Genomic DNA, 20366 nt, shown 5'->3' with positions numbered 1-20366 from the left:
TCCGGGTCGCTCACGCTCATGCACCCCCCGAGGGCCAGGGCCGCGACGGCGACGGCCGCGATCCGGGTGACGGCTGCGCGGGGCGAGGTGGGGGGCATCGGGGACCGCCTTAGGGCTACGGGTCGCATCGGCGACGCGTACGGGCCGCATCGGCAACGCATGAAACAGGCGTCCTGCCCAACTGGGACCGCCCCGCACAGGACACGCGCGGCACGCGGTCACCTGACCGGCTCTTTACCCGCTGCCCGCCTACCCGCCGCCCGCCCCTGCCTGCCTGCCCGCCCGCCTACCCGCTCACCCGTAGCCGAGCGCGTGCAGCCGCTCGTCGTCGATGCCGAAGTGGTGGGCCACCTCGTGAACCACCGTCACCTCGGTCTCCTCCACCACTTCCTCCCTGGAGGAGCACAGCCGCAGCGTCGGCCCGCGGTAGATGGTGATCCGGTCCGGCAGGACCCCCGCGTACCACTCGCCGCGCTCGGTCAGCGGCGTCCCCTCGTAGAGGCCGAGCAGCTCCGGGTCCTCCGCCGGGGGCTCGTCCTCGACGAACACCGCGACGTTGTCCATCAGCCGCGTCAGCTCCGGCGGGATCCGGTCCAGGGCCTCGGCGACCAGTTCCTCGAACTCCTCGCGCGTCATCTCCAGCACGCTCGCCATTGTCCGGCACGTCCCTCCGTACGGCCCCCGCGCCGCCCCTGTCCGCTCCGTCGCGCCGCCACCGTCCACCCCGTCGCGCCGCCTCCGGGAAACCGTTTTGGCGTTCCCCCTCTCCATCCCATATGCTTCTCACGTCCCCGAGGCGCTGCGAAGCGCCCAGGTGGGCCATCAGCCCTCATCGTCTAGTGGCCCAGGACGCCGCCCTTTCAAGGCGGTAGCACGGGTTCGAATCCCGTTGGGGGCACGCTTTACCGTGTGCGAGACTAGTGCTCGCACATAGCAAGGTCCTGTGGAGCAGTTTGGAGTGCTCGCCACCCTGTCAAGGTGGAGGCCGCGGGTTCAAATCCCGTCAGGACCGCTGCAAGCATCTCGGTGCTTGCGTGGCTGGGTAGCTCAGTTGGTACGAGCGTCCGCCTGAAAAGCGGAAGGTCGCCGGTTCGACCCCGGCCCCAGCCACAGTGAGCCCCCCGTCTTCGACGGGGGGCTCAGTGCTTTTCCCTGGTCCGTTGCCTTCCGGCGTGCGGATGCGCCCCCGGAGTGAGCCCTCCGGCGGCCCCCGGGGGCGCCACTGCGCCCTTAAATGGGTTCGCCGCTTCCCGGCGCGTGGTGCGATCCTGGACTTCGTATGTCTACGCAGCCTGCCGCCCCCGCCGCCTTCGCCGACCTCGCCGCCCGCCTGCCCGAGCTGACGCTGCGCGACGCGCAGCGCCTGGGGCGGCGGCTCGACGGGGCCCGCCGCATCCGCAAGCCCGAGGCCCGTGCGGCCGTCCTGGCCGAGATCACGGCAGAGGTCGATACGGCCGAGCTGCGCGTCGCGGGCCGCCGCGCCGCCGTGCCGGCCGTCACCTATCCCGAGCAGCTCCCCGTCAGCCAGAAGAAGGACGAGATCCTGGCGGCGATCCGCGACCACCAGGTCGTGATCGTCGCGGGCGAGACGGGCTCCGGCAAGACCACTCAGATCCCCAAGATCTGCATGGAGCTCGGCCGCGGCGTCCGGGGCCTGATCGGGCACACCCAGCCCCGCCGGCTCGCCGCCCGCACGGTCGCGGAGCGCGTCGCCGAGGAGCTGCGCACCCCGCTGGGCGAGGCGGTCGGCTGGAAGGTCCGCTTCACCGACCAGGTCGGCCAGGACACCCTGGTCAAGCTGATGACGGACGGCATCCTGCTGGCCGAGATCCAGACGGACCGCGAGCTGCGCCAGTACGACACGATCATCATCGACGAGGCGCACGAGCGCAGCCTCAACATCGACTTCATCCTGGGCTACCTGGCCCAGCTGCTGCCGCGCCGCCCCGACCTCAAGGTCGTCATCACCTCGGCCACCATCGACCCCGAGCGGTTCTCGCGCCATTTCGGCGAAGCTCCGATCATCGAGGTCAGCGGGCGCACCTATCCGGTGGAGGTGCGGTACCGGCCGCTGCTGGAGGAGAATTCCGGCGATTCCGACCGTGATCAGATCACTGCGATCTGTGACGCGGTGGAGGAGCTGCAGCGCGAGGGCGACGGCGACATATTGGTCTTCCTCTCCGGTGAGCGGGAGATCCGCGACACCGCGGACGCACTGGACAAGAAGAAGCTCAGGTTCACCGAGGTCCTGCCGCTGTATGCCCGCCTCTCGCACGCCGAGCAGCACCGGGTCTTCCAGCGCCACACGGGCCGCCGGATCGTCCTCGCGACGAACGTCGCGGAGACGTCCCTGACGGTGCCCGGCATCCGCTACGTGATCGACCCCGGTTTCGCCCGGATCTCGCGCTACAGCCACCGCACCAAGGTCCAGCGGCTGCCGATCGAGGCGGTCTCCCAGGCCAGCGCCAACCAGCGCAAGGGCCGCTGCGGCCGTACGTCGGACGGCATCTGCATCCGGCTGTATTCCGAGGACGATTTCCTCGCCCGCCCGGAATTCACGGACGCGGAGATCCTCCGTACGAACCTCGCCTCCGTCATCCTGCAGATGACCGCGGCCGGGCTCGGCGACATCGAGAAGTTCCCGTTCATCGACCCGCCGGACCGCCGCAACATCAAGGACGGCGTCGACCTGCTGGTCGAGCTGGGGGCGCTGGACCCTCAGCAGAAGGACCCGAAAAAGAGGCTCACGCAGCTGGGCCGCAAGCTCGCCCAGCTCCCGGTGGACCCGCGGCTGGCCCGCATGGTCCTGGAGGCCGACCGCAACGGCTGTGTCCGCGAGGTCATGGTCATCGCGGCCGCGCTGTCCATCCAGGATCCGCGCGAGCGGCCCTCGGAGAAGCAGGCGCAGGCCGATCAGCAGCACGCCCACTTCAAGGACGAGACGAGCGACTTCCTCGCCTTCCTGAACCTGTGGCGCTATGTGCGCGAGCAGCAGAAGGCGCTGTCGTCGTCGGCGTTCCGGCGCATGTGCAAGTCGGAGTTCCTGAACTACCTGCGCATACGCGAGTGGCAGGACATCTACTCGCAGCTGCGTACGGTCGCGAAGTCCATGGGCGTCCACATGGCCGAGGAGGACGCGGCCCCGGACCGGGTGCACCAGGCGCTGCTGGCCGGTCTGCTCTCGCACATCGGTCTCAAGGACACCGAGAAGAACGACTACCTGGGTGCCCGCAGCGCGAAATTCGCGGTGTTCCCGGGCTCGGCGCTGTTCCGCAAGCAGCCGCGCTGGATCATGTCGGCGGAGCTGGTGGAGACCTCGCGGCTGTGGGCGCGGGTCAATGCCAAGGTGGAGCCGGAGTGGATCGAGCCGCTCGCCCAGCACCTGGTGAAGCGCAATTACAGCGAGCCGCACTGGGAGCAGAAGCAGGCGGCCGTCATGGCGTACGAGCGGGTGACGCTGTACGGCGTGCCGATCGTCGCCCAGCGGAAGGTCAATTACGGGCGGATCGACCCGGAGACCAGCCGTGAGCTGTTCATCCGCAACGCCCTGGTCGAGGGCGACTGGCGGACGCACCATCAGTTCTTCCAGGACAACCGCAAACTGCTCGGCGAGGTCGAGGAGCTGGAGCACCGCGCCCGCCGCCGGGACATCCTGGTGGACGACGAGACGCTCTTCGACTTCTACGACCAGCGGCTGCCCGAACACATCGTCTCGGGAGCGCACTTCGACTCCTGGTGGAAGCACAAGCGGCGCGACGAGCCGGAGTTGCTGAACTTCGAGCAGTCGATGCTCATCAACGAGAACGCCGAGGCCGTCACCAAGGACGACTATCCGGATTCCTGGCGGCAGGGCCGGCTGAAGTTCAAGGTGACGTACCAGTTCGAGCCCGGGGCGGACGCGGACGGCGTGACCGTCCACGTTCCGCTGCAGGTGCTGAACCAGGTATCGGCCGAGGGCTTCGACTGGCAGATCCCGGGGCTGCGCGAGGACCTGGTGACGGAGCTGATCCGTTCGCTGCCCAAGCCGATCCGCAGGAATTACGTGCCGGCGCCGAATTTCGCCAAGGCCTTCCTGGACCGCGCCGTCCCGCTGCAGGAGTCGCTGACGGTCACGCTGGCGCGCGAGCTGCACCGGATGACGGCGGTCCGGCTGGAGGCGGAGGACTTCGACCTGGGCAAGGTCCCCGAACACCTGAAGATCACTTTCCGGGTGGTCGACGAGCGGCGCCGCAAGATCGCCGAGGACAAGGACCTGGAGGCGCTGCGGCTGCGGCTCAAGCCGAAGACGCAGGCGGCGATCTCCAAGGCCTTCGAGCAGGCCTCGGAGGCCGCCAAGGCCGGCGGCACCGGCGGCGGCGCCCCGGAGCAGCGTTCGGGGCTCACGTCCTGGACGGTGGGCACCCTGCCGCGCACCTTCGAGACGCGGCGGGCCGGCCAGCCGGTCAAGGCGTACCCGGCGCTGGTCGACGAGGGCTCCTCGGTCGCGGTGCGGCTCTTCGACACCGAGCCGGAGCAGCGCGAGGCTATGTGGCGGGGCACCCGCCGGCTGATCCTGCTGAACCTGCCGTCCAACCCCGCGAAATTCGCCCAGGACAAGCTCGGCAACCAGCAGAAGCTCGCCCTGTCGCGCAATCCGCACGGCTCCGTCCAGGCGCTCTTCGAGGACTGCGTCTCGGGTGCGGCCGACAAGCTGATGGCGGCGCACGGCGGGCCCGTCTGGGACGAAGAATCCTTCCGCAAGCTCTTCGACGCGGTACGGGCGGACATCGTGGACGCCACGATGGACGCCATCCGCAAGGTGCAGGAGGTGCTGGCCGCCTGGCAGGCGTGCGAGCGCCGGCTGAAGGCCACCACGAGCCTGACGCTCATGTCCTCCCTGTCGGACGTCAAGGAGCAGCTGGCGGGGCTCATCAAGCCGGGCTTCGTCACGGCCCACGGCGTACGCAGGCTGCCGGATCTGCTGCGCTATCTCGTGGCGGTCGACCGGCGGCTCACCCAGCTGCCCTCCAACGCCGACCGGGACCGCGCCCGGATGGCGAAGGTGAAGGAGATGCAGGACGAGTACGCGTGGCTGCTGGAGCAGTTCCCCAAGGGGCGCCCGGTGCCCCAGGAGGCGCTCGACATCCGCTGGATGATCGAGGAGCTCCGCGTGAGCTACTTCGCCCACGCCCTGGGGACGGCGCACCCGGTCTCGGACAAGCGGATCGTGAAGGCCATCGATCAGCTGGCGCCCTAGGGGCACAGGGGTGCGGGCGGCCGTCGCCGCGGTGCGGGACCCGTTCGGGGGCCGCGTCCGTGATCGGGTTCGACCGCACCCCCTGACCTGCTGTAGAGTCTGTCTCGCAAGCCCGCGAGAGCGGCAAGCAAGCAAGGTCCTGTGGAGCAGTTTGGAGTGCTCGCCACCCTGTCAAGGTGGAGGCCGCGGGTTCAAATCCCGTCAGGACCGCATCGGTTGAAGGCCCGGATCCCTCAGGGATCCGGGCCTTCTCGCATTCGACCTTGACTGGGACACGTGCCAGGGGTACCCAGACAGTGGAGGTGCTGCGCTCCATGACGACAACCACCACCCGCACCCAGGCCAAGCGGACCGAGAGCATCAGGCACGAGACGAGGGCGCTGCTGCGCGCCCATCTGTCCGCCGCCTCGGGCGCCTCGGGGTATCGCCATCTGACCCGCCACTGCGCCGTGTGCCACCGGCTGCTGCGGCTCGCCCAAGAGGCCGCGGCGGGGCCGGTGCCCGAGCCCAGGGGCGCCGGGGAGGCCGGGGCGGCTTCCGGGTGACCAACGGCGCCTGATCCGGCGGCAGTCGGCCGCAGAGCGGTTGCGTGCGTTGCTCACCGGGCTCTTTACCGCAGCGGCACGGTGAGTGACAAGCACGTCGCACTGTGATGGGAGTCACCGAAAGAGTTTTCCGACCGGGGGAACTTATGCCTGGCCTACAACCAGTCAATTTAATATGTGCAATTGCACTCCACCCGAAAGGGTGGGCCCGTGGGTCCGTACGGGTGCGTTGCCGGCGCCCGCTGCCCACAGTCGGGCACGGCCGTCGAGGGCCGCTCGAGGCGGCGTGCGGGCATAAAAAGATCGCGCTGGACCCGGCGGAGTCCAGCGCGATCGACGACTCGCCCAAGTCGGTGGGCTGCGGACCTGTTGGGGCAGGTACCGGTCGCTTGTAGCCAGATGGTGCTTCAGATGGAGCTAGCTGGGCGCAGGCCGGGTTGGGGGCCCCGGAAAACGCCCGGTGATGCGGTTGTTCAGGCCTCGCTGCGCTGCTGCGGAATGCCCGCCAGCAGGGCGCGGACCTCCGCTTCGCGGTAACGGCGGTGTCCTCCGAGCGTGCGGATGGACGTGAGCTTGCCAGCCTTGGCCCAACGGGTGACCGTCTTCGGGTCCACGCGGAACATCGTGGCAACCTCAGCCGGGGTCAGCAGCGGCTCGGCATCAGGGGTGCGAGCGGTCATGAGCGGCCTCCTCGGGAGAACCTGACGTGGAGTCGGTTCTTTCCTCTAAATTCTGCACCTTGACCCGCGTTGCCCGAAATGGCGGACGCGGGCCGAGTCGGTTATAGGACGAACGGCTTGTCCTCGGCACTACAACTACACCATCTGTCCAGCCACGTCGGCCAAACCGATGGAATTGCCCTCTCAGGTGTTCAACCTCGACGGAAGCCGATGGACCATGCCATAGCGGACAGTCACGCCACCGTGACGATCAGTCACAGCGGGATCAGGGGTCACCAGACCCGCCAAGGAGTGCAATACCGATCAATCCGCCCGTAGTTGGACGGAAGGAGCCCTTCCCGGACTCCTTGTCCTATTTTGCCACGCGGATGGGCGATGGGCGCAAGACCTGACGAAAGTGCGTTAGGTCACGGTTGCCGCAATGGCCCGGATCGGGACCTAGGTCCTGGGGCTTCTCGCACCAAGACTTCAATTGGCGTACTGCCGGTTGCGTACGGCGCTCCAGCGCTCCGTCAAGCGCTCGTACGCCCTCCCCGCGCGCACTCCATCCCCCGCGCGCAACGCCGCGAGCCCCTCCGCCGTGTCCCCGGCGGAATGATCCTCGGCGAGCTGCGCCTCGGGCACCATATGCACCAGACCGCCGTAGTCCAGCTCCACCAGGGAGCGCGGGTGGAATTCCTCCAGCCACCGCCCCACGTCCACCAGGCCGTCGATCAGCGGACCCTCGTCGATGGCGTCCTTGAGCGTGCGCAGCCCCCGGGCCACCCGCCGTCTGGCCTGGACCATCGGCGTGCGGTAGCGCAGGACGAGCCCGTCCCGGCCCGCCGGCCCGCCCCGGCCCGGCTCCCCCTCCCCCGCGTACTCGCCCGTCTTGCCGTACTCGCGCTCCTCGTCCGAGAAGAGCACGAACCAGCGCAGCGGCACCTGCCAGGTGGCCGTGCGGATCCACGGCCGGGCGTCGGGGTTGCGCTCCTGCCAGCGCTCGTAGTCGGCCTCCGCCTGCCGGCGCACCACCGGCGGCAACGCCGCGTCCAGGACCGGCGCGGGCAGCGTCTCGGACAGCTCCCCCAGCGCCAGCCAGCCGCGCAGCCGGGTGCGCCAGGGGCAGACGCACAGCACGCCGTCCTGGACGGTCACGAAGGCGTCGCCGCTCTCGTGCACCGGAACCGGCACGGGCGGGGTCGGCAGGAGGTCGGAGAGCGAGCGCCGGAGCTCGTCCTGGGCGCAGGGGAGCACCTCGCGCCGGGCGTAGCGCTCCCAGTGCGTGCGCTCCGGCTCCGGAAAGGCGCCCAGCGGCTCGTAAACCCGCAGGTACGCCGCGTACGGGACAGTCACCGACGAAGCCGAGCCCACACGTGCTCCCCTCAAACCGCAGGACACCGCAGGGAGTTGCCGAACCCTCCCCGTACCGTGCAAATCGTCCCATGGCACCGCTCCCCGGGAGAGTGATCCTCCGCACGGGACCGGCCGGTCGGGCCGACAGGTCTTACCCTCTTGCCAACCGGCCCTCCACCACCCCCGGAGGGCAACCTCCGCGACATATGGAGTCACCACAGTGACTGACGTACGTCCCTCCCCCAAGCGCTCCGTGCAGGGGGGACCCCCAGAAGCTGACGGCGTGCTGCACACATTGTTCCGGTCCGATCAAGGCGGCCACGAACAGGTCGTCCTCTGCCAGGACCGCGAGAGCGGTCTCAAGGCCGTGATCGCCATCCACTCCACCGCCCTGGGCAGCGCCCTCGGCGGCACCCGGTTCTATCCGTACGCCTCCGAGGAGGCCGCGGTACTGGACGCCCTCAACCTCTCCCGCGGCATGTCCTACAAGAACGCGCTGGCGGGCCTCGATCACGGCGGCGGTAAGGCCGTGATCATCGGCGATCCCAACCAGATCAAGACCGATCAGCTCCTGCTTGCCTACGGTCGCTTCGTGGCCTCCCTCGGCGGCCGCTACGTCACCGCCTGCGACGTCGGCACCTACGTCCAGGACATGGACGTGGTCGCCCGCGAGTGCCGCTGGACCACCGGCCGCTCCCCCGAGAACGGCGGCGCCGGCGACTCCTCCGTACTCACCGCCTTCGGCGTCTTCCAGGGCATGCGCGCCGCCGCACAGACCCAGTGGGGCGAGCCGACGCTGCGCGGCCGCCGGGTCGGCGTCGCGGGCGTCGGAAAGGTGGGCCACCACCTGGTGGAGCACCTGGTCGAGGACGGCGCGGAGGTCGTGATCACCGACGTCCGGACGGAGGCCGTCGAGCGCATCCTGGCCCGCCACCCGCAGGTCACCGCGGTGACCGACGCCGGCGTCCTGGTCCGCACCCCGCTCGACGTCTACGCCCCCTGCGCCCTCGGCGGCGCCCTGGACGACGACACGGTGGCCGCCCTGACCGCGAGCGTGGTCTGCGGCGCGGCCAACAACCAGCTCGCCCACCCCGGCGTCGAGAAGGACCTCGCGGACCGCGGCATCCTCTATGCGCCCGACTATGTGGTGAACGCCGGCGGAGTGATCCAGGTCGCGGACGAACTGCACGGATTTGATTTCGACCGTGCCAAGGCCAAGGCGAATCAGATTTTCGACACGACTCTGGCCATATTCGATCGGGCCAAGGCGGACGGCATTCCGCCCGCCGCCGCTGCCGACCGGCTGGCCGAGCAGCGCATGGCGGAGGCCCGGGCGGCCGGCGGCGTGTAGCTACCGCCTGGTAGAACCGTCCGGTAAGGGCGCTTTGCACACGACGGGTGACCGGTCGGCGGACACCGCCCGGCCGGCCGGGCGGGCCGAGCGCCCCTAGCGGTCCCTACAGCCCCGTCCGATGAGGTGGTGAGCGAGACATCTCTCACCACCCATCGGCGGGTCGGGGCACAAGACACGTTAAAATCGCAGCTGACCAGCGGGGACGGGGCTCCCCTAGGGTTGTGCTGCGTGGCACGTCATGCGGGCGACGTACCGTATGGCCGCGGAAGCAGGTACCGTTGAAGCCCTACAGGCCGGATCCCTCCACGGGGGTCCGCTCTGACTCATGAACGTGAACGCGTGTCAAGACTCTGGGGCCGTCGAGCCCCGTCATTGAGGGGGTCGAGCCATGGGGCGCGGCCGGGCCAAGGCCAAGCAGACAAAGGTCGCCCGCCAGCTGAAGTACAACAGCGGCGGGACCGACCTCTCACGTCTGGCCAATGAGCTGGGCGCATCGCCGACGAAGCAGCCGCCGAACAGCGAGCCGCTTGAAAAGGACGATGAGCTGGATGACGACCCGTACGCTCAGTACGCGAGTCGTTACAACGACGATGAGGACGAGGACGAGCAGGCTCCGTCCGACTCTCCTTACCGTCGCCGCGCTTGACGCTGTAACTCCCACTGACCCGGTTCGAGGCCCGACCTCGGACCGGGTTCTGTGCTGCCCGGACGCAGTGTGCTGTGCCGGTGCACGGCTGAGCCGTCGCCCGGCTGCGGGCCGCTTGTGCCCACCCGTGCCGCCTCAGCGGCACGGCTGCCCACAAGCGGCCGTTCGCGTCAGCTCGCGTAGTCACCGGTCAGAGCCACGGCCTCGGCGTGATCGCCGCGCTCGGTGATCGCACCCGCGACCCAGGCGTCCACACCCCGGTCGGCGAGGACCGAAAGGGCCACGTCCACGGACTCCGGCGGCACGACCGCCATCATGCCGACGCCCATGTTCAGCGTCTTCTCCAGCTCCAGCCGCTCGACCCCGCCGAGCCGGCCCACAGTGTCGAACACCGCGCCCGGCGTCCAGGTCGCCCTGTCGACGGTGGCGTGGAGGTGGTCCGGGACGACCCGGGCCAGGTTGTTGGCGAGACCGCCGCCGGTGATGTGCGAGAAGGCGTGCACCTCTGCCGTACGGGTGAGCGCCAGGCAGTCCAGCGAATAGATCCTGGTGGGCTCCAGCAGCTCCTCGCCGAGGGTCCGGCCGAACTCCGGAACCTCGCGGTCCAGCTCCCAGCCGGCCCGGTCGAAGAGCACATGGCGGACCAGTGAGTACCCGTTCGAGTGAAGTCCGGACGAGGCCATCGCGATGACGACGTCACCCGTACGGATGCGATCTGCGCCCAGCACCCGATCGGCCTCGACCACACCGGTGCCCGCACCGGCCACGTCGAACTCGTCCGCCCCGAGCAGCCCGGGGTGCTCGGCGGTCTCACCGCCGACCAGCGCGCAGCCCGCGAGCACACAGCCCTCGGCGATGCCCTTGACGATGGCGGCGACCCGCTCGGGGTAGACCTTGCCGACGCAGATGTAGTCGGTCATGAACAGCGGCTCGGCACCGCAGACGACCAGGTCGTCCACGACCATGCCGACCAGGTCGTGGCCGATGGTGTCGTAGACGCCCATGCGGCGGGCGATGTCGACCTTCGTGCCGACGCCGTCGGTCGCGGAGGCCAGGAGGGGGCGCTCGTACCGCTTGAGCGCGCTGGCGTCGAAGAGCCCGGCGAAACCGCCGAGGCCGCCGACGACCTCCGGGCGGGTGGCCTTCTTGACCCACTTCTTCATCAGCTCGACGGCGTGATCGCCCGCTTCGATGTCGACGCCCGCGGCTGCGTAGCTGGCACCGGTGGTCTCAGACATGAGTTTGAGAACTTTCGTGTCGTTCGGTACTGCGGAGGCGTTTACGGACGACGGAGCGCATCGGCGGCATCCGTGCCACCGGCCAGCTCGGTCTCCAGGAGCTGCTTGCCCAGCAGCTCGGGGTCGGGGAGCGCCATGGGGTACTCGCCGTCGAAGCAGGCGCGGCAGAGGTTCGGCTTGGCGATGGTGGTCGCCTCGATCATGCCGTCGAGGGAGATGTACGCGAGGGAATCCGCGCCCAGCGACCGGCCGATCTCCTCGACGCTCATGCCATTGGCTATCAGCTCGGCGCGGGTGGCGAAATCGATGCCGAAGAAACACGGCCACTTCACCGGCGGGGAGGAAATCCGCACGTGCACCTCGGCGGCGCCCGCCTCGCGGAGCATCCGGACGAGTGCGCGCTGGGTATTGCCGCGGACGATGGAATCGTCGACGACGACCAAGCGCTTGCCCTTGATGACTTCCTTGAGCGGATTGAGCTTGAGCCGGATGCCGAGCTGGCGGATGGTCTGGCTCGGCTGGATGAAGGTCCGGCCGACGTAGGAATTCTTGACCAGGCCGGTGCCGTACGGAATGCCGCTGGCTTCCGCGTAACCGACGGCGGCGGGGGTGCCGGATTCCGGGGTCGGTATCACCAGGTCGGCGTCGACCGGGGCCTCGGCGGCGAGCCGGCGGCCCATTTCCACACGGGAAAGGTAGACATTCCGGCCCGCGATATCGGTGTCGGGGCGGGCCAGGTACACGTACTCGAAGACGCAGCCCTTGGGGCGGGCCTCGGCAAAGCGGCTGGTGCGCACGCCGTGCTCGTCGATGGCGATGAGCTCGCCGGGCTCGATCTCGCGGACGAACGTGGCGCCGCAGATATCCAGGGCAGCCGTCTCGGAGGCCACCACCCAGCCGCGCTCCAGGCGGCCGAGGACCAGCGGGCGGATGCCCTGCGGGTCACGGGCGGCGTAGAGCGTGTGCTCGTTCATGAAGACGAGACAGAAGGCGCCCTTGACCTGGGGAAGGACCTTGGCGGCCGCCTCCTCGATGGTCAGCGGCTTGCCCTCGGCGTCGGTCTGGCCCGCGAGGAGGGCCGTGACCAGGTCGGTGTCGTTGGTCGCCGCCACCTGGGTGGCACGGCCGTTCTCCCGGGGGAGGGCCGCGACCATCTCGGCCAGCTCGGCCGTGTTGACCAGGTTGCCGTTGTGACCCAGGGCGATCGACCCGTGGGCGGTCGCCCGGAAGGTCGGCTGGGCGTTCTCCCACACCGAGGCTCCGGTGGTGGAGTAGCGGGCGTGACCGACCGCGATGTGGCCCTGGAGAGAGCCGAGGGAGGTTTCGTCGAAGACCTGGGAAACCAGTCCCATGTCCTTGAAGACGAGGATCTGGGAGCCGTTGCTCACTGCGATGCCCGCGGACTCCTGTCCACGGTGCTGCAGCGCATACAGCCCGAAATAGGTGAGTTTGGCGACCTCTTCACCCGGAGCCCAGACACCGAAGACGCCACATGCGTCCTGGGGGCCCTTCTCACCGGGGAGCAGGTCGTGGCTGAGTCGTCCGTCACCACGAGGCACACCTTGAGTCTATGGCAGGGAGGAGGTTCATCCGAACCGGGGACGACCGGTGATGCCTCACACCACGCACAGCCACTCGGCGCGCACAGCGAATCACCTTTAGGGGCAAGCGAATCACCCCTCCGTGATCTTTTGTTCATTCCACCAAAGGGAGGTGCGCGGAGATGTCCGCGCGTTCGCCGCTCGCACTGATCGCCGCGGCATCCAGAGCGGTCACCCAGTCCGTACGGCCGGTGGCCAGGCGCAGCCAGGTGAGCGGATCGGTCTCGACCACATTGGGCGGGGTGCCGCGGGTGTGCCGGGGCCCGGCCACGCACTGGACGACCGCGAAGGGCGGGATGCGGACCTCCACGGAGCCGCCCGGGGCCTTGGCCGCGAGGGCGTCGGCGAGCAGGCGGGTGGCATTGGCCAAAGCCTGGCGGTCGTAACGGATCTCGGCGCCGAGCGCAGCGGCGAGATCGTCCGTGTGGACGGCCAGCTCCACGCAGCGGGTGACCAGGAAGTCGTCCAGCCGGATGGCGCCGGAGGGGGCGGCGAGGAGGCGGTCCGGCGGGGTGGCGGCCAGGGCGGCGAAACGGTCCGCCACGTCGTCCAGGAGGGGGATCAGGGCGGTGTCCGCATCGCCGGCGCCGGTCTCGGCGCGGGAGGCCTTGATCACCCAGTCCACGGCGGTGATCTCCCGCGCGGGCGGGGCGGGTTCCTCGACCAGCCGGGCCACGAGGCCCACGCCCAGGGCGATGCGGGCGATCAGCTCGCGGACCGTGCACTCCCCCAGCCGCGTCGGCAGGGCCAGTTGCGCCTCGTCCAGGCCCGCGGCCGCTTCCCGTACGTGGGCGAGCTGTGCCATGACAGCGGCGCGCGCTTTGGCGGGGTCGTAGCTGCGGGGGCGGGGCTTGCGCTGGGCGGGAGGCATGGCTCCGACCCTATTCGGCGCCGGTCTCCCCGGTCCGCGCCGTGCCGGTGTGCGCTTCCGCGGCGCCGGCCGGGAGCGACCCGAAGTCCCCGAGCCCGTGCTCGACCAGGGCGAACGCCCGCTCCGCCAGGGCGACGGCGCCGGGGAGGACCTCGTCCGCCGACTCGCCGGCGAGCAGACGCCGGTGGTTGTACTCGTGGACGGCATAACGGACGCTCATCAGCTGGGCCGCGACCACCGGAGCGAGCTCGGCATCGGGCCCGTCCTCGGCGGCGGCCAGCTCCTCGGCCAGCAGCTCCTGGGCGCGGCGGACATGCTCATGGGCGCGCGCGAGAAGGGCCGGGGTCTCCTGGATCAGCCGGCGCACCTGGAGCACGTAGGGGTCGTCGCTCATGCCGACGGACGCCTCGTGGGCGTGGAGCCCGGCCATGAAGTCCCTGCGGAAGGCGGCGACCGCGGACTCGCCGGGGTGCCTGTCGCGCACGGCACGGGCGGCGTCGCCGATGTGCTCCTGCATGGGGCCGAGGACCAGATCCTCCTTGGAGGACATGTAGTTGAAGACCGTCATCTTCGAGACCTCGGCGGCCAGGGCGACCTCAGCGACCGACACCTGGTCGTAACCGCGCTCCAGGAACAGCTTGGCGGCGGTCTTCCACAGCGTGCGCCGGGTCTGGATCTTCTTGCGCTCGCGCAGGCTCAGCCCTTCGGTCATGCCCTGACTGTACCAGGATGAAACTTTGACCAGGGCGACAAACTTACCCGATAGAAGAATTGACTCGGTACACGATCCCGGGGCATGGTGAGGGCACGCCGCTTCCGTCGGCGTTCACGGCCGACTCCGGAGGGGGAAGAAGGGTGCATTCATCCACGGCGACGGGGCAGTTGGCCCCGGAGCAAGGGCCTGCAGGAAGGGCTGCGGCGGGGGCCGCGGACGCCCCGGCGCCGGGCGGTCAGGCGGCCGGGCCCCATATGACGGCAGGGCAGCGGAAGGTCGCCTTCGTCGTCTGCATGGCCACGATGCTCCTGGCCGTGCTCGACCAGAACATCGTCTCGGCCGTCACGGTCCCGATCGTGCACGACCTCGACCCCGCGCACGGCATCGACCGGGTCCCGTGGCTGATCAGCGCCTTCGCCCTCGCCTCGACCGCCGTCCTGCCCCTGTACGGCAAGCTGTGCGACACCCACGGCGCGCGCCGGGTGTTCCTGGGCGCCGTCGCCGCCTTCCTCGCGGGCTCGGCGCTGTGCGGGGCCGCGCAGTCCATGGAGCAGCTCATCGCCTTCCGCGCCGTCCAAGGCATCGGCGGCGGAGGGCTGATGAGCGTCACCATGGTCGTGATCGCCCAGCTCAAGGCGGGCGAGGCCGCGGGCGGGAGCGGCGGCGCCGGCGGCGGCCGCGGCAAGGGCGGCGGCGCCGGGGTAGGCGGCATCGTGGCGGGCGCGGGCATGGCGCTCGGGCCCGTGCTGGGCGGCGTCCTCGCCGATCACGCCGACTGGCGCTGGGTGTTCTACGTGAACCTGCCCATCGGCATCGCCGTGCTCGCCGCCGCGGCCGTCGTCCTCAAGCTGCCCCACCACGGCTCGCGCCACCGGATCGACTTCCTCGGCGCCGGCCTCGCTGCGGCCTTCTCCACAGCCCTGCTGCTCGTCACCGAATGGGGCGGCAAGGAGTACGCGTGGGGCTCCCCCACCGTCCTCGGACTGATCGTGGCGAGCGTGCTGCTGCTCGGCCTGTTCCTCCGGCGGCAGGCCACGGCGGCCGAGCCCGTGCTGCCCCTGTCACTGTTCAAGATCCCTGTGCTGCGCATCTCGTTCGCGCTGCAGGCGCTCACCGGGATGGCCCTGATGGGCTCGCTCGTCTACGTGATCGTCTACCTGCAGCTCGTGCGCGGCATCGCCGCTACGGACGCGAGCCTGTTCCTGCTCCCCATGGCCGCGGGAATCTCCATCACGGGCATCGTCACCGCAAAGCTCGCGGCCCGCGGCTGGCCGCAGAAGACGTTCGTCGTCACCGGAACGGCTCTCTCGGCAGCGGCGATGGGCCTGCTCGCGACGCTGGGAACCGACACCGGCCTGTGGGTCGTCGCCACGGCGCTGCTGCTCCTCGGCGTGGGGTTCGGCCAGCTGCTCGGCCAGCTGATCCAGCTCACGCAGGAACACGCACCGGCCCGCCAACTGGGCGTGGCCACCACGGGAATCCGCTTCTTCCAGGCCCTGGGCAGCGCGCTGGGCGCCTCCCTGTTCGGCACGGTGCTGGCCCGGGTGTACGAGGCGAAGGGCCCCGGCGGCTCGGCCGGCCGCATAGCCTCGCTCGGCGGCGAGGCCCATGCCCAGGCGATACGGGCCTTCACTTCCTCCGTCGACACGGTGTTCCTGTGTGCGGCCGGAGCGATGGCGGTGGCCCTGCTGCTGGCGGTGCGCCTGCGGCTCCGGTGACCGGAGATCCCGTAACGCCTGTCCCCGGCGGCCGGGCCGCCGGGGACAGGCGCAGCGGGTTATGCGAGCAGCGCGGGGATGGTGGCCTCGTGGGCCTCGCGCAGCTCGGCCAGCGGAATGCTGAACCGGCCCTGGATGTCGATCTCTTCGCCGTCGACGACGCCGATGCGGGCCGCGGGAAGGCCCCGCGCTCCGCACATGTCGGTGAAGCGGAGCTCCTCGCTGCGCGGGACCGCGACGACGGCACGGCCGGCGGACTCGGAGAAGAGGAAGACGAAGGGGTCGATGCCGTCGGGGACGACGATCCGGGCGCCCTTGCCGCCCCGCAGGCACGACTCGGCGAGGGCCTGGATCAGACCGCCGTCCGACAGGTCGTGCGCCGCGTCGACCATGCCGTCGCGGGAGGCCGAGATGAGGATCTCCGCCAGGAGCTTCTCCCGGCCCAGGTCCACGGCCGGCGGCAGCCCGCCGAGGTGGTCGTGGACGACCTGGGACCAGGCCGAACCGCCCAGCTCTTCCTTGGTGTCACCCAGCAGGTAGAGCAGGTGGCCCTCGTCCGAGAAGGCCATCGGCGTACGGCGGTCGACGTCGTCGATGACGCCGAGCACCGCGACCACGGGGGTCGGGTGGATGGCGGTCTCGCCGGTCTGGTTGTAGAGCGAGACGTTGCCGCCGGTGACCGGGGTGCCCAGCTCCAGGCAGCCGTCGGCCAGACCGCGCGTGGCCTCGGCGAACTGCCACATGACCGCCGGGTCCTCGGGGGATCCGAAGTTCAGGCAGTTGGAGATGGCCAGCGGGCGGGCGCCGGAGGCGGCCACGTTGCGGTAGGACTCCGCGAGCGCCAGCTGCGCACCGGTGTACGGGTCGAGCTTGGCGTAGCGGCCGTTGCCGTCCGTGGCAACGGCGACACCGAGGTTGGTGTCCTCGTCGACGCGGACCATGCCGGAGTCCTCCGGCTGCGCGAGGACGGTGTTGCCCTGCACGAACCGGTCGTACTGATCGGTGATCCACGCCTTGGAGGCCTGGTTCGGCGAGGAGATCACCTTCAGGACCTGCTCGCGCAGCTCCTCGGCGGTCTCCGGGCGGGCCAGCTTGTTCGCGTCGTCGGCCTGGAGGGCGTCCTGCCAGTCCGGGCGGGCGTACGGGCGCTCGTAGACCGGGCCCTCGTGGGCGACGGTGCGCGGCGGCACGTCCACGATCTGCTCGCCGTGCCAGAAGATCTCCAGCCGCTCGCCGTCGGTCACCTCACCGATGACGGTGGCGATGACGTCCCACTTCTCGCAGATCTCCAGGAAGCGGTCGACCTTGCCGGGCTCGACGATCGCGCACATGCGCTCCTGCGACTCGCTCATGAGGATCTCCTCGGGCGAGAGCGTCGCGTCGCGCAGGTGCACGCGGTCCAGCTCGACGCGCATGCCGCCGGAGCCGGCGCTGGCCAGCTCGCTGGTGGCGCAGGACAGGCCGGCGCCGCCGAGGTCCTGAATGCCGTCGACCAGGTCCTCGCGGAAGATCTCCAGGGTGCACTCGATGAGGAGCTTCTCCTGGAAGGGGTCGCCGACCTGGACGGCGGGACGCTTGGCCGGCTTCGAATCGTCGAAGGTCTCGGACGCGAGGACCGAGACACCGCCGATGCCGTCGCCGCCGGTGCGGGCGCCGTAGAGGATGACCTTGTTGCCGGCGCCGGAGGCCTTGGCGAGGTGGATGTCCTCGTGCTTCATCACGCCGACGCACAGGGCGTTGACCAGCGGGTTGCCCTGGTAGCAGGAGTCGAAGACGACCTCGCCGCCGATGTTGGGCAGGCCCAGGCAGTTGCCGTAGCCGCCGATGCCCGCGACGACGCCCGGCAGGACGCGCTTGGTGTCGGGGTGGTCGGCGGCGCCGAAGCGCAGCGGGTCCATGACGGCGACCGGGCGGGCGCCCATCGCGAGGATGTCGCGGACGATGCCGCCGATGCCGGTGGCCGCGCCCTGGTAGGGCTCGATGTACGACGGGTGGTTGTGCGACTCGACCTTGAAGGTGACCGCGTAGCCCTGGCCGACGTCGACGACACCGGCGTTCTCGCCGATGCCGACCAGCAGGGCGTCGTTCTCGGGGGCCTTCTCGCCGAACTGGCGCAGGTGCACCTTGCTGCTCTTGTAGGAGCAGTGCTCGGACCACATCACGGAGTACATGGCGAGCTCGGCGCCGGTGGGACGGCGGCCCAGGATCGTACGGATGCGCTCGTACTCGTCCTGCTTCAGGCCCAGCTCGGCCCAGGGCTGCTCGACGTCGGGCGTCTCGTCGGCGTGCTTGACGGTGTCGAGGGTCATGAGGCGTTGACCAGCTTCCTCAGGATCGAGGTGAAGAATCCGAGGCCGTCGGTGCGGCCGGTGCCGACCAGCGGTTCCACGGCGTGCTCGGGGTGCGGCATGAGGCCGACGACGTTGCCCGCCTCGTTGGTGATGCCCGCGATGTCGCGCAGCGAGCCGTTGGGGTTCCCGTCGAGGTAGCGGAAGGCGACGCGGCCCTCCGCCTCGAGCTCGTCGAGGGTGTGCTCGTCGGCGACGTAGCGGCCGTCGATGTTCTTCAGCGGGATGGAGATCTCCTGGCCCGCCTCGTAGTCGGACGTCCAGGCCGTGTCCGCGTTCTCCACCCGCAGCTTCTGCTCGCGGCAGATGAAGTGCAGGTGGTTGTTGCGCAGCATCGCGCCGGGCAGCAGGTGGGTCTCGGTGAGTACCTGGAAACCGTTGCAGATGCCGAGGACGGGCATGCCGCCCTTGGCCTGGTCGATGACGGTTTCCATGACCGGCGAGAAGCGGGAGATGGCCCCCGCCCGCAGATAGTCGCCGTAGGAGAAACCGCCGGGCAGGACCACGGCGTCCACCTGCTTGAGGTCCTTGTCGCGGTGCCAGAGCGGCACGGGCTCGAGGCCGGCGATCCGGACGGCGCGCTGGGTGTCGCGGTCGTCGAGGGTGCCGGGGAAGGTGACGACTCCTACGCGTGCGGTCACGAGTCGACCCGCACGGTGAAGTTCTCGATCACGGTGTTGGCGAGAAACGTTTCCGCCATCTCGTGGATTCGGGCGAGGGCGGCGTCGTCGACCGGGCCCTCCACCTCGAGTTCAAAGCGCTTGCCCTGACGGACGTCGGCGATCCCCTCAAAACCCAGGCGAGGCAGCGCGCGCTGCACCGCCTGGCCCTGCGGGTCGAGGATCTCCGGCTTGAGCATGACGTCGACTACGACGCGTGCCACTGGCACTCCCGGTGTGTGGTGCGTGAGCTGAAGCGGTACGGCCAGAGTACAGTCCCCAAAAATCTACGCGCATAGATATGCTGGGCGTCCTGTCACGTTTACGCATCGACAGCCGGGACGCCCTGGAAAAATCCCGGGAAAAACGTACGGTCCTGATTGCGAAGGGGCACTCGGACCGAATTAACTGGGCTTCACTTTGCAATGCCCTTTGTTGTACAAATGAATAACCATTGACCCGGAACGGATCCGGAACATCCGGAACCTGTGCATCTCCGCAGTTCACCGCGGCGGTGCCCGCTGAAAGGACCGATATTCGTGGCACAGCGCGTAGTGGTCACACTCTCCGACGACATCGACGGCGGGGAAGCCGCGGAGACGGTTACCTTCGGCCTCGACGGCAAGTCGTACGAGATCGACCTCAACACTGCCAATGCGAAGAAACTGCGGGCGATCCTCACGCCTTACCTGGAGGCCGGCCGCAAGCAGTCCCGCTCCGGCAAGGTCTACCGCCGCACCTCCGTCGCCCCCGACCCGGCGGCGGTCCGCGCATGGGCGCGCTCGAACGGCATGGACGTCCCGCCGCGGGGCCGGATCCCCAAGCGCGTGTACGAGGCCTTCAACTCCGCCGACTGAGCCGATTTGCCAAGCACCCCGGATGATCAGCTAGAGTCTGGATCACGCCGAGGGGCGCGGCCGGGAAACCGGACGAACCCCCAGGTCACGCGGGTGTAGCTCAGTAGTAGAGCGCCCTCTTTCCAAGAGGGAGGCGCAGTGTGCGATTCCTGTCACCCGCTCTGAACGTCCTCCGGTCCACACGTGTGTGGCCCGGCGGGACGGATCATGCGGGTGTAGCTCAGTAGTAGAGCGCCCCCTTTCCAAGGGGGAGGCGCAGTGTGCGATTCCTGTCACCCGCTCTGATCGCTTACCGGTCCACCTCCGTGGGCCGGACCGGCGATCCATGCGGGTGTAGCTCAGTAGTAGAGCGCCCTCTTTCCAAGAGGGAGGCGCAGTGTGCGATTCCTGTCACCCGCTCTCATCACGTTACCGACCACTCCGGTGGATCAGGTAGAGTGATGTCTCGCGCCGCCCGGTGAAAGCCGGTCGGAGGCATGCGGACGTAGCTCAGTTGGTAGAGCACCACCTTGCCAAGGTGGATGTCGCGAGTTCGAGTCTCGTCGTCCGCTCAGTGAACGAAG

16 protein-coding genes and 8 tRNA genes are annotated in these 20366 nt (G+C 69.5%); 14 read left to right on the top strand and 10 right to left on the bottom strand.

All coding sequences use genetic code 11. From position 1 onward, the window contains the following. Nucleotides 1-294: 294 nt before the first annotated feature. Entirely contained in the window at nt 295-645 is a 351-nt protein-coding gene (locus V7793_RS16620) for a metallopeptidase family protein (RefSeq protein WP_058047578.1), read from the bottom strand. A 180-nt stretch (nt 646-825) separates the two neighbouring features. Between V7793_RS16620 and V7793_RS16615 the strand changes: the two genes are divergently transcribed. From V7793_RS16615 to V7793_RS16590, 6 genes are all read left to right on the top strand, one after another. After that, a tRNA-Glu gene (locus tag V7793_RS16615) sits at nt 826-898 on the top strand. A gap of 39 nt (nt 899-937) precedes the next feature. Beyond that, nucleotides 938-1012: transfer RNA gene (locus V7793_RS16610), tRNA-Asp, on the top strand. 24 nt (nt 1013-1036) lie between these two features. Next, nucleotides 1037-1110 (top strand) — tRNA-Phe (locus V7793_RS16605). Nucleotides 1111-1279: 169 nt separating this feature from the next. Next, nucleotides 1280-5236 carry an ATP-dependent RNA helicase HrpA gene (hrpA, locus tag V7793_RS16600; protein WP_336007189.1) on the top strand — a complete coding sequence of 1319 codons (3957 nt, stop codon included), beginning with the start codon at nt 1280-1282 and terminating at the stop codon, nt 5234-5236. 135 nt (nt 5237-5371) lie between these two features. Further along, nucleotides 5372-5446 (top strand) — tRNA-Asp (locus V7793_RS16595). Nucleotides 5447-5550: 104 nt separating this feature from the next. Then, nucleotides 5551-5781, top strand: coding sequence for a DUF6274 family protein (locus V7793_RS16590; protein WP_058047577.1), 231 nt, complete (start codon nt 5551-5553; stop codon nt 5779-5781). 473 nt (nt 5782-6254) lie between these two features. Here the strand turns inward: V7793_RS16590 and bldC are convergent, their stop codons facing one another. Further along, a complete protein-coding gene (gene bldC, locus V7793_RS16585) occupies nt 6255-6461 on the bottom strand; it encodes a developmental transcriptional regulator BldC (protein ID WP_003949541.1) in 207 nt (68 codons plus the stop codon). Nucleotides 6462-6929: 468 nt separating this feature from the next. Beyond that, the gene (locus tag V7793_RS16580) at nt 6930-7814 is read right to left on the bottom strand and encodes a hypothetical protein (RefSeq protein WP_336007186.1); all 885 of its coding nucleotides are present in this window, start codon (nt 7812-7814) and stop codon (nt 6930-6932) included. Nucleotides 7815-8016: 202 nt separating this feature from the next. Here V7793_RS16580 and V7793_RS16575 point away from each other — a divergent pair, with 202 nt between their 5' ends. Then, nucleotides 8017-9147 (top strand): Leu/Phe/Val dehydrogenase, encoded by a 1131-nt coding sequence (locus V7793_RS16575; protein ID WP_443057924.1) that lies wholly within the window; start codon nt 8017-8019, stop codon nt 9145-9147. Between the two features lie 391 nt (nt 9148-9538). Further along, nucleotides 9539-9796, top strand: a complete 258-nt coding sequence (locus tag V7793_RS16570; protein WP_058047541.1) for a DUF3073 domain-containing protein — start codon at nt 9539-9541, stop codon at nt 9794-9796. Nucleotides 9797-9966: 170 nt separating this feature from the next. On the opposite strand, the gene purM is transcribed toward V7793_RS16570, so the two are convergent. The 4 genes from purM to V7793_RS16550 all read right to left on the bottom strand — a co-directional run bounded on the left by purM (nt 9967) and on the right by V7793_RS16550 (nt 14218). After that, nucleotides 9967-11034, bottom strand: coding sequence for a phosphoribosylformylglycinamidine cyclo-ligase (gene purM, locus V7793_RS16565; RefSeq protein ID WP_336007181.1), 1068 nt, complete (start codon nt 11032-11034; stop codon nt 9967-9969). A gap of 41 nt (nt 11035-11075) precedes the next feature. Beyond that, complete coding sequence (gene purF / locus V7793_RS16560; protein ID WP_336007178.1) at nt 11076-12593, bottom strand: amidophosphoribosyltransferase; 1518 nt, start codon at nt 12591-12593, stop codon at nt 11076-11078. A gap of 136 nt (nt 12594-12729) precedes the next feature. Then, entirely contained in the window at nt 12730-13506 is a 777-nt protein-coding gene (locus V7793_RS16555; RefSeq protein WP_336007176.1) for a sterol carrier family protein, read from the bottom strand. Nucleotides 13507-13516: 10 nt separating this feature from the next. Continuing rightward, complete coding sequence (locus V7793_RS16550) at nt 13517-14218, bottom strand: TetR/AcrR family transcriptional regulator (RefSeq protein ID WP_336007173.1); 702 nt, start codon at nt 14216-14218, stop codon at nt 13517-13519. A gap of 257 nt (nt 14219-14475) precedes the next feature. Here V7793_RS16550 and V7793_RS16545 point away from each other — a divergent pair, with 257 nt between their 5' ends. Next, the gene (locus V7793_RS16545; RefSeq protein ID WP_336007171.1) at nt 14476-15939 is read left to right on the top strand and encodes an MFS transporter; all 1464 of its coding nucleotides are present in this window, start codon (nt 14476-14478) and stop codon (nt 15937-15939) included. 59 nt (nt 15940-15998) lie between these two features. Here the strand turns inward: V7793_RS16545 and purL are convergent, their stop codons facing one another. The 3 genes from purL to purS are packed head-to-tail and all read right to left on the bottom strand — an operon-like array spanning nt 15999 to nt 19170. Beyond that, nucleotides 15999-18248, bottom strand: coding sequence for a phosphoribosylformylglycinamidine synthase subunit PurL (purL, locus tag V7793_RS16540; RefSeq protein ID WP_336007169.1), 2250 nt, complete (start codon nt 18246-18248; stop codon nt 15999-16001). Continuing rightward, nucleotides 18245-18928, bottom strand: a complete 684-nt coding sequence (gene purQ / locus V7793_RS16535; protein WP_168096628.1) for a phosphoribosylformylglycinamidine synthase subunit PurQ — start codon at nt 18926-18928, stop codon at nt 18245-18247. Before purQ ends, purL begins: the two co-directional genes overlap by 4 nt. Further along, on the bottom strand, nt 18925-19170 hold the full coding sequence (gene purS, locus V7793_RS16530) for a phosphoribosylformylglycinamidine synthase subunit PurS (RefSeq protein ID WP_030367046.1): 246 nt from the start codon (nt 19168-19170) through the stop codon (nt 18925-18927). Before purS ends, purQ begins: the two co-directional genes overlap by 4 nt. Nucleotides 19171-19485: 315 nt before the next feature. Here purS and V7793_RS16525 point away from each other — a divergent pair, with 315 nt between their 5' ends. The 5 genes from V7793_RS16525 to V7793_RS16505 all read left to right on the top strand — a co-directional run bounded on the left by V7793_RS16525 (nt 19486) and on the right by V7793_RS16505 (nt 20354). Beyond that, on the top strand, nt 19486-19803 hold the full coding sequence (locus V7793_RS16525; RefSeq protein ID WP_058047532.1) for a histone-like nucleoid-structuring protein Lsr2: 318 nt from the start codon (nt 19486-19488) through the stop codon (nt 19801-19803). 89 nt (nt 19804-19892) lie between these two features. After that, nucleotides 19893-19964 (top strand) — tRNA-Gly (locus tag V7793_RS16520). Between the two features lie 48 nt (nt 19965-20012). Next, nucleotides 20013-20084: transfer RNA gene (locus V7793_RS16515), tRNA-Gly, on the top strand. 46 nt (nt 20085-20130) lie between these two features. Further along, nucleotides 20131-20202, top strand: a tRNA-Gly gene (locus V7793_RS16510). Nucleotides 20203-20281: 79 nt separating this feature from the next. After that, nucleotides 20282-20354, top strand: a tRNA-Gly gene (locus tag V7793_RS16505). The last annotated feature ends 12 nt before the right edge of the window (nt 20355-20366 follow it).

It is taken from the genome of Streptomyces sp. KLMMK (assembly GCF_036961605.1).
GTDB lineage: Bacteria > Actinomycetota > Actinomycetes > Streptomycetales > Streptomycetaceae > Streptomyces > Streptomyces telluris.
Note: the sequence above shows the minus strand (reverse complement) of the source record. Positions and strands in the feature narration are given on the sequence as shown.